The sequence below is a fragment of the Anaerocolumna sedimenticola genome, assembly GCF_009931695.1.
GTDB classification, from domain to species: domain Bacteria; phylum Bacillota; class Clostridia; order Lachnospirales; family Lachnospiraceae; genus Anaerocolumna; species Anaerocolumna sedimenticola.
The window spans coordinates 4936145-4948795 of sequence record NZ_CP048000.1; the positions used below are offsets into that span (position 1 = coordinate 4936145).

13 protein-coding genes are annotated in these 12651 nt (G+C 36.5%); 4 read left to right on the top strand and 9 right to left on the bottom strand.

The genetic code is table 11. The annotated features are described in order from the left end of the window. Positions 1–10 precede the first annotated feature (10 nt). The 7 genes from Ana3638_RS22000 to Ana3638_RS25495 all read right to left on the bottom strand — a co-directional run bounded on the left by Ana3638_RS22000 (position 11) and on the right by Ana3638_RS25495 (position 6125). On the bottom strand, positions 11–1054 hold the full coding sequence (locus Ana3638_RS22000; RefSeq protein ID WP_161839943.1) for a substrate-binding domain-containing protein: 1044 nt from the start codon (positions 1052–1054) through the stop codon (positions 11–13). 311 nt (positions 1055–1365) lie between these two features. Beyond that, a complete protein-coding gene (locus Ana3638_RS22005; protein WP_161839944.1) occupies positions 1366–1743 on the bottom strand; it encodes an FAD-binding oxidoreductase in 378 nt (125 codons plus the stop codon). Continuing rightward, positions 1730–2530, bottom strand: a complete 801-nt coding sequence (locus Ana3638_RS22010; protein ID WP_161839945.1) for a hypothetical protein — start codon at positions 2528–2530, stop codon at positions 1730–1732. The genes Ana3638_RS22005 and Ana3638_RS22010 overlap by 14 nt, the downstream gene beginning before the upstream one ends. Before the next feature lie 11 nt (positions 2531–2541). Continuing rightward, complete coding sequence (locus Ana3638_RS22015; protein WP_161839946.1) at positions 2542–3330, bottom strand: electron transfer flavoprotein subunit beta/FixA family protein; 789 nt, start codon at positions 3328–3330, stop codon at positions 2542–2544. Positions 3331–3536: 206 nt separating this feature from the next. Beyond that, entirely contained in the window at positions 3537–5135 is a 1599-nt protein-coding gene (locus Ana3638_RS22020) for an L-lactate permease (protein ID WP_202621524.1), read from the bottom strand. 265 nt (positions 5136–5400) lie between these two features. After that, on the bottom strand, positions 5401–5949 hold the full coding sequence (locus tag Ana3638_RS22025) for a FadR/GntR family transcriptional regulator (protein ID WP_330588058.1): 549 nt from the start codon (positions 5947–5949) through the stop codon (positions 5401–5403). Further along, on the bottom strand, positions 5940–6125 hold the full coding sequence (locus tag Ana3638_RS25495; protein WP_246240502.1) for a GntR family transcriptional regulator: 186 nt from the start codon (positions 6123–6125) through the stop codon (positions 5940–5942). The genes Ana3638_RS22025 and Ana3638_RS25495 overlap by 10 nt, the downstream gene beginning before the upstream one ends. Positions 6126–6395: 270 nt before the next feature. On the opposite strand from Ana3638_RS25495, the gene Ana3638_RS22030 reads away from it, so the two are divergent. Then, positions 6396–7361 carry a Gfo/Idh/MocA family protein gene (locus tag Ana3638_RS22030; RefSeq protein ID WP_161839947.1) on the top strand — a complete coding sequence of 322 codons (966 nt, stop codon included), beginning with the start codon at positions 6396–6398 and terminating at the stop codon, positions 7359–7361. 91 nt (positions 7362–7452) lie between these two features. On the opposite strand, the gene Ana3638_RS22035 is transcribed toward Ana3638_RS22030, so the two are convergent. Further along, complete coding sequence (locus Ana3638_RS22035) at positions 7453–8808, bottom strand: MATE family efflux transporter (protein WP_161839948.1); 1356 nt, start codon at positions 8806–8808, stop codon at positions 7453–7455. 279 nt (positions 8809–9087) lie between these two features. Here Ana3638_RS22035 and Ana3638_RS24740 point away from each other — a divergent pair, with 279 nt between their 5' ends. From Ana3638_RS24740 to Ana3638_RS22045, 3 genes are all read left to right on the top strand, one after another. Further along, a complete protein-coding gene (locus tag Ana3638_RS24740; RefSeq protein ID WP_202621525.1) occupies positions 9088–9243 on the top strand; it encodes a hypothetical protein in 156 nt (51 codons plus the stop codon). 688 nt (positions 9244–9931) lie between these two features. Further along, positions 9932–11356, top strand: a complete 1425-nt coding sequence (locus Ana3638_RS22040) for a processed acidic surface protein (RefSeq protein ID WP_161839949.1) — start codon at positions 9932–9934, stop codon at positions 11354–11356. After that, positions 11322–12008 (top strand): class D sortase, encoded by a 687-nt coding sequence (locus Ana3638_RS22045; protein ID WP_161839950.1) that lies wholly within the window; start codon positions 11322–11324, stop codon positions 12006–12008. The genes Ana3638_RS22040 and Ana3638_RS22045 overlap by 35 nt, the downstream gene beginning before the upstream one ends. A 109-nt stretch (positions 12009–12117) precedes the next feature. Here the strand turns inward: Ana3638_RS22045 and Ana3638_RS22050 are convergent, their stop codons facing one another. Beyond that, on the bottom strand, positions 12118–12570 hold the full coding sequence (locus Ana3638_RS22050) for a helix-turn-helix domain-containing protein (protein ID WP_161839951.1): 453 nt from the start codon (positions 12568–12570) through the stop codon (positions 12118–12120). Positions 12571–12651 lie beyond the last annotated feature (81 nt).

Consider the following 12651-nt stretch of genomic DNA (forward strand, 5'->3'; position numbering starts at 1 on the left):
CCCCCCTGTTTCATTCTGTTTCCGTGGTGCTATTGTAATATTCTGAAACATTAAGAGAGGTAATTAATTTCGTATCAACCGGCAAATATTCACTGACATGTCCAGTTAGGGAATACTCTTCCAATGCTTGTACACACAGACTTCCCATCTGCTCTGTATCTACGGAAATAGAGGAATATATAATGCCTTTTTCGATGGCACTTAAAATATTTTCAGAATCATAGTATCCTATTATATTTATTTTTCCTACTTTATTATGGTCTACCACCGCCTGATATGCACACCGGGTATAAGTTGAATCCAGGCATATCATAATATCAGGTACATTTTCCGAATCCATAATAATATCCCGGATTGTTTCCTCCGGACTGAAATCATCTTCATTATTTACAACAACCGCTTTTATTTCCATTCCATGGTTTTTACCAAGGGTTTTTTCGATGGTTTCCCTTATTCCCAGCAGGATAATGTTCTGACTGCTGTCGGGACTGTTTTCATCTACTAATACAAAAATCCTCTTTGTATTCTGATTACGCAGTTTAAGTACCTGTTTTCCATATTCCTGTCCCAGATTATAGCTGTTAATGCCGACAAAACACTGGCGTATACTATTGCTGGAATCTTTCAAAACCGTAATTACGGGAATCCCCTTATTTACTGCTTCATTAACCAATTCCCTGGTTTTATACTCGCCGTCACCTTCCAGAATAATTCCATCCACGGCAGCATCAATTGCCATTCTCATTAGTTCATCTTTATTATAATCGGAAAACAGTTTATTTCCAAAACGTTCCACATATATACTCTGCTCTTTCCCTTCCTTTAATGCACCCATATAAACTTCATTCCAGAAATCCTGCTCCCGGTTATTAGAAATAAAAGCATAATGTTTTTCATAAATGTCGTATCTGTTTTTTTGTGTCTCTTTAAATCTACTATTAAAATATTGAAAACTGAAAATTGTCACTAATACCATGAGAATGGTATTCCCTAATATAAAGAAAGAGGAAATTTTATGTTTATTTTTATGTGTTTTACTTTTTTTATCTTTCATGGTTTCCTCCCTTTGAACAGTTTTGACAAAACTTTAGGAATACCTTTCTGTTTTATATAGTTTATTAACAAAATTATGTGATAGTAATTATTATAACAAAACTGAATGGTATGTCAATAAAGGGGTTTACATTATAATTATTTTCCAGCTTGGTTTGTTCTAAATGAAAAACCTTCGGATATTTTCGTCCGAAGGTTTTATTTGATACTGTATATTACTTTCGATTACTTTATAAGTTAATTATCCAGTCAGAAATGTACTTGCTGCTAATCGGTAATTTCTTAAATTCGGCATTATTTAGCAGTCCTTTATTACATCTGGCAAACCTTATGAGGATTTAAGATATTTTTTGGGTCAAAAGCTCTTTTGATTCCGCGCATAATTTCTACGGTGGCAGGATCCATTGCTTCCATTAAATAAGTTTTCTTAGCGTACCCGATTCCATGTTCACCGGAAACCTGGCCGTTTAATTCTCTGGCTTTGCCGTAAATCTTGTCCATGGCAGCTTTCATTCTCTTCTCCCACTCTTCTTCCTTTAAATCATCTTTTAATATATAAGCATGGAGATTTCCGTCACCTGCATGACCGAAACTCTTTATTCGGACATTTACTTCCTTATATAAGCCATGAATATATTCTACCATTTCATTAACACAGCTTCTGGGTACTACCACGTCAACTTCGTCCATGTAGGTGGTAGATCACTTTACTGCTTAATTTATCAGTATCGATTTTACATTCCACAATTTCACCGGATTCTTCTACCTCTCTCTCCGGTGCATCCATAACTTTATAACGAACGGTCGCCATCTGAGGTCTGTGGTTCGGAGTCAGTATCTGAGCCATGATATTTCCGCCAAAAGCCGGTCTGATCTGTACTAAATCCGTATTTTCATTAATATCAAGGATGGTGCAATCCGCCGTCAGTCCGGTTTTTAATCTGGCCGCCAGCCTGGGTGCCAGCTGGCGTCCGACAGGGGTAGCTCCCATTAATATAGCAGTTGGTTTTACGTGGTTCACAAAGTCTTCAAATACAGCAGTATAGGGCTCCATGATGAAACGTGCTAATTGTTTTTGATCATAAACATATACTTTATCTACCTTATAATGAAGCAGTTCACGGCATTCTTTTGTTACATCGCTTCCCATCATGATTGCATAAACCGGGTGATGAATCTTTTCTGCCAATTCTCTGGCTTTTCCGATTAATTCATATGTTACCGGGTGAATCACTCCGTCGATATGATCTACATAAACTGCAATACCCTTCCAATTTTCTTTATCTATCGCTTCTTTTGATTCTTCCACATATTCAATAGCACCGGCTGGACCTTTTTTCACACACAATTTACACATTTTACAGGCTGCATTAATAAGCAGTTCTCCGTTTGTTTCTTCCATTGCTCCAAAGGGGCAAATACTGATTACTTCCTGTATATTTCCTACCTTAGTTTGGTTAATTACTAACTTTGCCATGCTTATTCCCCCTATACAAATTTTAATTCCCGTAATTTATTAAATAATATTCCAGTAAGTTCTTCCCCGGTTCCGTGATGGATTTCTCTGTGTGCATTGACCTCCGGAGGAAAGATACGCTGTACCTGCGTAGGTGAACCGTTAAGGCCGTAATGAAGTTCATTCTGATCATCCAAATCTGCCAGGCTGATTACAGTGATTTCACGCTCCTTGGTTTCCTGTTTTTTTACATAGGATGGAAGTCTTGGCATAAAAATATCTTTATCTACGGTAAGAAGGCAGGGGAACTGTATTCTGGTTATTTCAATATCGTGAATCATATCCATTTCCACTGTTATATCAAACTCATTTATCTCCACTATCTTTGATACGTTGGATACACATGGAATGTTAAGCCATTCGGAAACCTCCGGTCCTACCTGAGCCGTATCTCCATCCGTAGTCTGTTTTCCGCAGAGGATTAAATCAAACTCTCCCATAGTTTTAATTCCCTGAGAAAGAGTGTAACTGGTTGCCAATACATCCGCACCGCCGAATTTTCGGTCAGAGATTAATACTCCTTTATCAACTCCCATTGCAAACGCTTCACGGATTACCACGGCTGCCTGTCCGGGACCCATTGTAAGTGCATAGATGCTTCCTCCCATTTGCTCACGTATTCTGAGTGCAGTTTCAATGGCATATAAATCATAGGGATTCATTTTGGATTCCACACCGTTTCTTTTTAAAACTCCGGTAACCGGATCCACCTCCACCTTATTGCTGTCAGGTACCTGTTTAATGCATACTAAAATATTCATACTTTTCACCTTTCCCTTTTATTAATTCTTGATCATTGCGAAATTACAATATTGTATCTATATGCCATGCAATTAATACAATTTCAGAGCCAAATCTGTCCCGGAAGGCAAATGAAGCTATGAAATTCGTACTAATTGTATGGTATCTTCAAAAAACTAAATAGTTCGCAATTGCCTATAGCTCTGTTTATTCTCTGGTAAATTAATTACCCTAATAACTGGGCTCCCATATAAGTTAAGAGACCTACAATTCCTAAAAATAAGAGATAATATTTAAAAGTACCTTTTAAAAGCACACTTTCTTTACCCTGTAATTGAACCGCTGCAACAGCAACCGCGATACTTTGAGGAGAAATCATTTTTGCCGTAATGGCTCCTGCCGTATTGGATGCCGAAATCCAGACCTGGTTCAGATTGAGAGCTGCTCCGGTTTCAGCCTGTAAACCGCCGAATAATACACTGGCGGATGTACCGCTTCCCGTTACAAAAGTCCCGATAGAGCCAAGAAGCGGAGCAAATAACGGGTAAAAAGATCCGGTAACGGTAACAAACATAAGAGACATGGAAGCTATCATTCCGCTGTAACCCATTAATTTTGCTGTAGCCATAATAGAGATAATGGTTACTATTGTCTTAAACATCTGAATCATAGTCTTTTTCAATACGGTAATCATTTCGAAAAAACTCGCTCCCTGCAATTTCCCGCCTAAAAAAGCAGCAAGAATAATCCATAATCCGGGAGTGGTCAGCCAGGAGAAAGTATACGGAACAGCATCTTTTCCGGTATATATATTCACGGATGTTTTCACACTTGCCAATAATTCATTCAGCGGTGCAATTAATTTAGACGTTCCGAGTAAAAACAGGAAGATTAAAATAAAAGGGCTCCAGGCTATAAGAGCTTCTTTTCCGGTTATTTTATTTTTACTTTTCACTTCCAGACAATATTCGGAATTTATATCTTTTTTACCGAATAACTTAGCCGCACCTGCCGTACACAACATGGAACAGACGGAACCGATTACGACAGGCAGTTCGGCACCAAGAAATTTTGCTACCAGAAATTCAGGAATTAAAAAGGTTAACCCGGATATAAGGGTAATTAATCCAATACCTTTAAATGGATTTTTTGATCTTCCTGGATCTGAATTTCCTGTTGTACTTCTTTTGATCTCTTTTCCTTTTTCCGTTTTCCCTGTTAAATATACCAGGATAAAAGGTGTTAATAAAATCAAAGGTGCCAGCAAAATTACGGTATCGGTAGATAATCCGAACACATCAAGGTCTGTAATCTTGGCTAATGTTGTGGTGGGTATTCCGATAGATCCAAATGCGGTTGGAGTTGCATTGGCTATCAGGCAGACAATTGCAGCAAATACCGGATTAACCCCCAACCCCCACAGCATACTTGCCGGTATGGCAACTGCAGTGCCAAAACCTGCCATTCCCTCCATAAAACCTCCGAAGCCCCAGGCGATAATCAATACTAATACTCTTTTATCATTTGTGACACTCGCTAACATCTTTTTGATCATTTCCATCTTACCGGTTGCAAGACATATGTTGTAAGTAAAAATAGCGGCAATAATTACAATAATTATCGGCCATATAGCCAGGGCACTTCCCTCCGCCACAGCCGTGATACTGTCAGGTAACGGCATTTTCCATACGGTAACTGACAGTATATATGCAATAACCAGTGCTATGGCACATGCTTTAAATCCGGGGATTTTAAAAGCAGTTAAGGCCACAATCAGCCAAATGATCGGGAGTAATGCTAAAATAAATGCAACCGTCATATTCATTTTTTGCTCCTATCTACCTGCAAGCAGGGAACTTTTGTCGTATCTCTCAGCTTAGTTTCAATTGGATTGCATTTTTTAATCACGTGATTTTTTGTAAATTGGTAGGACCAATTTTGAAGTAAAAAAATAAACAGGAGAGTTTTGTAACACCCCTGCTCCACCAATCAAGTTTAAATTGGTAGGACCACTTTTGTAGCTTTATTATACTTTTCTTTTTTATCCCTGTCAACGAACGACAATTTTTTAACAAGTGATTTGTGATAAATTACTTTTTCAGGTTAATATTTATTAATTTATCACTATTTAACTGCAATTTTTCGTCAATTATACCAAAATGTTTGTTAATTGCTTCATAAGCAAGATTTTTATCTCTGTTTATCAGGCTTTTAATCATTTCCGTATGGGCTTCTTTTAGTTGCAGTTTACTGTCATTTGAGCTTAGTATCTCTCTTCTCAAATCAACAATAAACTGGTCAATTAACTCAGAAAGGGCCTGAAGAATGTCTACAATCAATGTATTATTGGAGGCTATGGCAATATTATAGTGTAGTTTCTTATCTAAAATTACATTATTCTCTTCCGTTTCATGCTCCAGTTTGCTGTTTATTTCATCCAGTTTCTTAATATCCGCAGTTGATATATTATCTATGGCCAATAAAAGTGCCTGCAGCTCAAGGCCGCGTCGTAATTGGGATATCTGCTGGTAATTGATTTGATTTAATAAAAACATCATTGACATGGATTCTACCAGATTATTTTCAAAGTTACCGGTTAAATAATTACCTGCACCTTGCTGACTTGATATTACACCCATAATATCCAAGGTACGGATTGCCTCCCGTACGGAATTACGGCTAACCCCAGAATCATGGAAAGTTCTCTCTCAGCGGGCAGTTTTCCCCCCATACTTAATTTACCATCCCGGATCTGGTTTTTAATATAATCGATTACCTTAATATAAGATTTTTTATGCAGCTCCTTATCTTCCATCGGTATCTCTCCTTGTCTATTCTTTCATTTCATTTTAACGGGATGTTTCATAAAAAGCAAATATTTTCTATTTTTATGTGCATTATAATATTTATCAGAAAATATATTATTTTTCATTACTGTTAAAAGAAAGTGTGTTTTTCTCTCTTCCTCCGATTATAGGAACACTTTAGTATGAAAACCATCTTCTGGACATTTTTTTATCTATGTATTAAAATAACAATTATCTTGTGTATAATTATATACTCAGTAAAGAAAGGAATCATTAAGATGAAACAGGTAAATTGGGGTGTTTTAGGAACTGCAGATATTGCCAAAGGATGCGTAATTCCTGCTATTATACAATCGAAAAATGGTAATTTATATGGGATTGCCGGAAGGAATAAAGAGAAGACAGATACTTTCTTAAAGACATATGGATTTGAAAAAGCTTATTACAGCTATGATGATTTATTGGAGGATGAAGCTATTGAGGCTGTTTATATTCCACTGCCAAATACTCTCCATAAGGAGTGGGTATTAAAAGCTGCTGCCAGGAAAAAACACATATTGTGTGAGAAACCGTTGTCCGGATCCGAAAAAGACGTAATAGAAATGGTACAAGCCTGTGAAGATGCGGGTGTTTATTTTATGGAGGCCTTTGCCTATTTACACAGTCCTATAGTAAAATCCATAAAAGAAGCTCTGAATTCCGGTGTAATCGGAGAACCAAGATTTATTGAGACGACTTTCTTAACACCAAAACCAAAAGATAATGACATTCGCTTAAGAAGAGATACCTTAGGCGGAAGTATTTATGATTTGGGCTGCTATAATGTAAGCTTAATTTTATCACTTCTTGGTGAAGAACCCAGTAAAGTAAATGCTCTGGCTAATTTTACCGATGAAAAAATAGATGATTTCACCGCAGCATATTTAGAATTTCCAGGCGGCTGCAGAGCATCCATAGTAACCGGGATGTGTGCGAATCAAAGAGGCGATCGTTATTATATCTATGGTACAAACGGGACAATTGAAGCGCCGGTTCCATTCAATGCCAGCGGATTATTAAAGTATTACATCCACACAGAGGACAGCACCAGGGAAGTTACGGCAGAGGTGCCAAATAATTATATGCTTGAGGTTGAACAGCTTGACAGATGTATCAGGGAGCAGGAACAGCCTTATGTCACTCATGAATTTTCTATCAAAACCGCCCGAACCATGGATAAAATTCTTTCCATTATCGGTTATTAAATAATTTAAATCTGTCAGGATGCATAAAACGCAGTTTTGGTCATCCTGACAGAGTGTTAGGATTAAATTGCTTAAATCGTGTTCCCTCTATTTATATTCTTGCAAAACGCTTTCTGGTATACATAATATAATATATAATAAATAGTACGGAAGTAGTAAACCATGTCAGCGGATAACTAAAGATTACGGTTTCAATATTCGGCCATATTGGTACAGCGACAAAGATCCACAGAATACGTAAAACGCATACCCCTAAACAGGTTAATATCATCGGTATAAAAGCGCTTCCCATTCCTCTTAAAGAACCGGAAAAAATTTCTATGGAAACATAAGTGAAATAAGTCGGTGCCAGAAAACGTAATATTTCCATTCCCTTGTTTATAACTAACTGGTCTTTGGTAAATAACTGAAAGATATAAGAACCTCCAAATGATAAGACAATACTTAAACTTACGGCTGAAGCCATAGCCATAACAAAACATACCCTGATTCCTTTTTTAACCCGGTCGTTTTTACCTGCACCAAAATTCTGACCGACAAAAGTCGTTACGGAGATACCAAAGGATCCCATGATCATCCAGAAGATACCGTCGATTTTACCATATGCTGTCCAGGCCGCTATGGTATCCGTACCAAACTGGTTTACGGTGGATTGGATTAATAAATTGGATAAGGAATACATAAGTGACTGGAAACCTGCGGGTATGCCGATATGTATGATTTTGGCCAACATTTCTTTATGGAAACGGATTTTATTTAAATACAGGCGATAACATTCATTTGTCTTAATTAAAGTAAGACAAACCAGAACTGCACTGAAGAATTGTGATATAACCGTTGCAACGGCCGCACCCACAACACCCCATCTGAAATATAAAACAAACAGAAAATCCAATGCAATATTTAATAAGCAGCTAAGTATCAAAAAGTATAAAGGTCTTCTGGAATCACCAATTGCTCTTAATATACCGGCCCCAATATTATATATGAGGTTTGCAATCATACCGCAGAAATAAATCCGCATAAAAACCAGAGAGTACGGCATAATTTCATCCGGGGTATCCATAAGTCTTAAAGCTGCCGGTGCTCCAAGAATACCGATAACCATAATAACGGCGCCGCCTGTAATGGCAAGCATGATAGCCGAATGAACTGCTTTACTTACGTCTTCATACTGCTTTCCACCGTAATATTGGGAAATAGTAACTGTCGCACCGGTTGATATTCCAATAAAACATCCTACAAATACATTTATAATAGCCGAGGTTGTACCGCCAACCGCCGATAAAGCTTCTTTTCCTACATATTGTCCTACGACAATAGCATCTGCCGTTGTATAAAGCTGCTGAAAAAAAGTACCAAACAGCAATGGAAAGAAAAAGAAAAGCAACTGCTTCCAAATGACTCCTTCTGTAATACTATATCTGCTTGACTTGTTCTGCCTCATAATTAGCTCCTTTGCCTTCGTATACTTTTTAACACCTGATAGTAAATTATACCCGATTATTATAACAGTTTCAATTATTTCAGTTTAATAATTTTGTATTACAAAAAGTGGTTTTAATTACTTGTTAAAAACAATTAATTCACCAATCTTTCCCATAATACATAAAATAACAATCTGGTAATTTCAAAATTTTTTTCTCAATCAAAAAATATGCATCCCATAATTTCTTTGAATCTGTTTATACTATAGATAAACTCAAGGAAAGAAAGGAATTTATATATGGACAATAATAAAAACAGAATGAAAGACAGAGAAAAAAGCAATCCTGAACTTAGAAAAATGAAACCTAAGGAAAATGCAGATGTTGGGATAGAAAACGGACAAATCATTGGTGTACACGAAAGAAAACATGAAAAAAGAAGATCTGAGAAATAGATCTGTTTTTTTAGAAATGATTGAGACTTATCATAACAACGCGAAAGCAAAGTGAGAATTAGCAAGCTTGCTTGCAATAATTCGAACGCGCACGCGAACCGAAGAAACTCGCAAAGCGTGTTTCTTCCGGTTAGAGATTTTTATCACATTTTAGGGTATCAAAATAGCATGTGATTATTATCCAACAGAGACACGTTCTCACTCGTTTGCCGCACATAGCGGTACCTAAGGCCGTGGCAAATAAGTGATTCTGCCACAACTTAAGTACCGATGGCGGCAAACGGTCTCTTAATGGATTAATAATCACACGCTAGTCTTTTACAAATCTATGTGATAAACATTCAAGATTTCTGAGGCGCCGTCCTAAGTCATTTTGCCGATAAATTCGGCTTCTATTACAACTTGTGATTGCCTTAAGTAAATCTCCCGATTTTCGTGTATCTACCAGTTATCCGTATCTTATACTCACCATGATATCAATATATAATTCAGACAAGTGTGACATTGTACTCTCCCCTTCGTTAACTGGAAACATTTCACGTATAGTCAATGATTTTTCAGTATTATATAATATCCATGCAGGGCTAAAATAGTCCGCGTGCGTCAGCTTCTTAGCGGGTAAACCAACCTATACAGCTTGCTTTCGCAAAAAATATAATGCCACAGGAAAGGCAGACGGGAGAGACATATGAAAAAAGTGGGGGTAATTTTACTTATATTTTCACTTATCGTTAGTATTTTTCCAAAAACAGCATTCGCTGCAGAAAATACTAATTTTGATCAGGAACTGGTACAATACTTAAATGAGGTCAGTGGGGAAAGAGGATTTGAGGTAACGAAAGAAGACATTGAAGCAATCCTTTCCACATATGATGAAAAGCTTGAAGATTTTGATTCGGTGGCGGACTTAAAGAGTTCCCTCGGAGAAGTCATTAAGTCAGATTTTAGTAACTTAGCAGGAATTTATGAAGACAATGATTTAGACCAGGAGAAACTTCAGCAATTACTTAAGGATAATGGTGAAACCTTAGATGATTATATTTATCTGAATGACCTGGTATTTGCCGTTTATTTTTATCAGGAAGACGGTGAATTTGTAAGAGATCCGGATTTTGACCGGAAATTCACAGAGTATTTAACGAAAATCAGCAGCGAAAGAGGTTTTGAAGTAACAAAAGAAGCTGTTGTAGCTGCTCTGGCAGGTTATGATATGAGTTTGGATAATTTTGAAACCGTTGAAGAAGTAAGTGATTTCTTAGGAGAGGTTATTAAAGCCGATCTTAGTAATCTGGATTATATTTATGAGACTTATGATCTGGATAAAGAAGCACTTCTGCAATTATTAAAAGACAATGGGAAAGATATCAATGATTTTATATTCCTGGATGACATAGAGGAAATTGTCTGGTCATCAAATGGGGGCGAGTTCCCTGATCTCGATGATGTTCTTGGCGAGATAACTTCTATAATGGGGAAAATAGGTCTCACCGAAGGTGAATTACAAAATCTTATGAATTATTTTCTATCCATGGAAGACTATTTCTCGAACCCTGCATTAGAAGAACAGTTAGATGCCATAGGAAACCGCTTATTACCTTTTTATGACTTAGCAGATGCCAAGCAGCTTACCAACGAACAGATTTCTGAATTAGCTTCCATCTATGAAGATTTACTGTCCTTCTTTAAGCTGAATGCTGATTTAACCCTTAAAACAAATGGTAAAGAGACCTCCATATCCTTTGAAAAATTATTTCAGATGTTAAATAATAAGGAGTTAAAAGACTTTAACCTAATCGTGGAATTACGCGGTTCCGATTCCCAGTTACTTGCTGATTTTAATATTTCAAGTGATATATTCGGAGAAGTAGTTGACGTAGTAGAAGATTCTACTGAAGGTGTAATCAATGCAGTAGATAAACCTGCTGTTACCAAGCCGGTAAAATCAAAACCGGAAGTTAGAACCGTAAAAGGCGGAAAACTGCCAAAAACCGCTTCCGATTATTTACCTAATGCCTTAATCGGTCTTTTCTTCGTTATCACAGGAGTTGTACTATACCGAAAGCCAAGGAATGAGAAAAATGAAATTATCAAAGAAAGCACCCAAGTGGAATAAATTTGTATTTTTTCGAATCTTTTCATTCATTATTATCATATCCGGTTTAAGTTTTACAGCAGATAATCTGTTTAAGTTTTCAAAAGGCTTTTTTGCTACCGGTAATGATGGATATATATCAGCAGCAGATACTTTAGATATGGAAACCAACGATGAGACTAAAAACAAAGTAATATCCAAAGCTTCTGATGATGATTCAAAGAATACAGGTTCTGATGACACAGCATTATATCCCGTTCGACCGACAATGGGTGAGAACATTGGAGAATTATATATTCCAAAAAAAGATGCTACCCTTCCAATATATGAGGGTACGAATGAGGATGAACTGGAAAAAGGTGTTGGACATTTTGCAGAAAGTGTTTTACCCGGTGAAAATGACAATACGGTATTAGCCGGTCATCGCGATACCGTATTTCGAAAACTTGGGAAAGTAGGAAAAGGTGATTTACTTATAGTCCGTACTTCTGCCGGAGAGTTTAAATACAAAGTGAAAAAAGTACGAATCGTTGATAAGGAAGACCGCACCGTTATAGTTCCAAAACCAGGTGCGACTCTGACTGTCAGCACCTGTTATCCCTTTGACTATATTGGCTCCGCTCCAAAACGTTATATTCTTGTAGCCTATCTTGCTGATGAAACCTTGAATTAATAAGTTCATATTGCAAAGGAAAACTCAAGACTATTGAAAGCTTGAGTTTTTCTTTGCTTTAAACAAAACACAGGTATAAAATTCCAGATTAGATATGTTAATTAAATAATTATTGTGATAAGTTAATAAAATCATTCATCAGCGTATGAATTTTTATTATTGTTCCTATTAAGATAATACGCACCATTTTCTTCTTCCCATTATATGAATAAGAAAATGTAACTTTGCCATATTGATTGGAGTTCACCAATTCTATCATTCTATTACAGATATTTTCAGCTTCTTCATTTTCAACATCTGAATAATCATATATCGAACAAACTGAATTTTCATTTTTAACCTCATTAGATAAATAATAAAAAACTATTCCGTTTTTTTTGCTCTGAACACTCTGATTTACAAAATCTACTTTTAAAAATTTTTCTATATCATTGGCAGTAAATCTCCATACACCGTCTACTTTTTCGCCGGATAAAAAACCTTGAATAATATAATTTCTAAGTGTTCTTGTAGATAACATTGTCATTACAGACAAGTCATCAATAGTAAAATACTCTTTCATACAAAACCCCTTTTCTTTTATTTGTTTAACCATATAAACTATATGGTTATTATAAAAAGAATTAGAGGTTATTTCAATTTG